At 67.9% G+C, this 980-nt stretch carries 1 pseudogene; it reads left to right on the top strand.

Annotated elements, in window-relative coordinates:
• Positions 1-50: 50 nt before the first annotated feature.
• A pseudogene (locus tag E9549_RS22815) lies at positions 51-966 on the top strand (IS5 family transposase).
• The last annotated feature ends 14 nt before the right edge of the window (positions 967-980 follow it).

The raw sequence follows: 980 nt of genomic DNA, 5'->3' as shown, positions 1-980 counted from the left end.
CTAGGGCGTGTCTCCTAAGTTGAGCGTGGTGGGGCTGATTTGCTGCGGATATGTCTCGCGATCGAGTGCTGACCGACGCTCAGTGGGAGCGGATTGAGGCGTTGATGCCGTCCTCGGACGGCGTGAGATCGCGGCCCTTCCGCGATCACCGCCAGGTCGTGGAAGGGGTGATCTACCGGTTCCGGACTGGGGTCGCGTGGCGTGATCTGCCCGCCTCGTTCGGCCCGTGGCAGACCGTGTGGAAGCGGCACCACCGGTTCAGCACCGATGGCACGTGGGACAAGATCCACGCCCGGCTGCTCGCCGAAGCGCAGGCCGCGGGAGACATCGACTGGATGGTCAGCGTGGACTCCACCGTCAACCGGGCCCATCAGCACGCGACCAACGCCAGTCGGGTGGAGGAGCCCGCCGGCCGTCGTCCGGTGCGCCACACAGGGGGCTGAGCCGAGTTACAAGAACCCGTGGGAAGAACCGCCCGATCATGCGATCGGACGCTCCCGGGGCGGCCTGTCCACCAAGATTCACCAGCTCGTCGACGGCCGCGGTAGACCGCTGGTCATCGCGCTGACACCCGGGCAGGCCGGCGACTCCCCGATGCTGCAGCCGCTGCTGGCTCAACTCGCGGTGCGCCGACTGGGGCCAGGCCGACCACGCACCCGCCCCACAGCGCTGATCGGCGACAAGGCCTACTCCTCTCGCGCCACCAGGACCATGCTTCGCGAGCGCGGTATCACCGCGGTGATCCCGCAACCGTCTGACCAGGTCAGACATCGCGCTCGCCGCGGCTCGGCCGGTGGCCGACCACCGGCCTTCGACCCGATCACCTACAAGGGCCGCAACGTCATCGAGCGCTCGTTCAACGACCACAAGCAATGGCGTGGCATCGCCACCCGCTACGACAGGCTCGCCACCGTCTACCGAGGAGCCGTCGTCCTCCGGGCCATCACCATGTGGCTAACGACTTAGGAGACGCGCCCTAG

Source organism: Blastococcus sp. MG754426 (assembly GCF_021699055.1).
In the GTDB taxonomy this organism is placed as follows: domain Bacteria; phylum Actinomycetota; class Actinomycetes; order Mycobacteriales; family Geodermatophilaceae; genus Blastococcus.
Note: the sequence above shows the minus strand (reverse complement) of the source record. Positions and strands in the feature narration are given on the sequence as shown.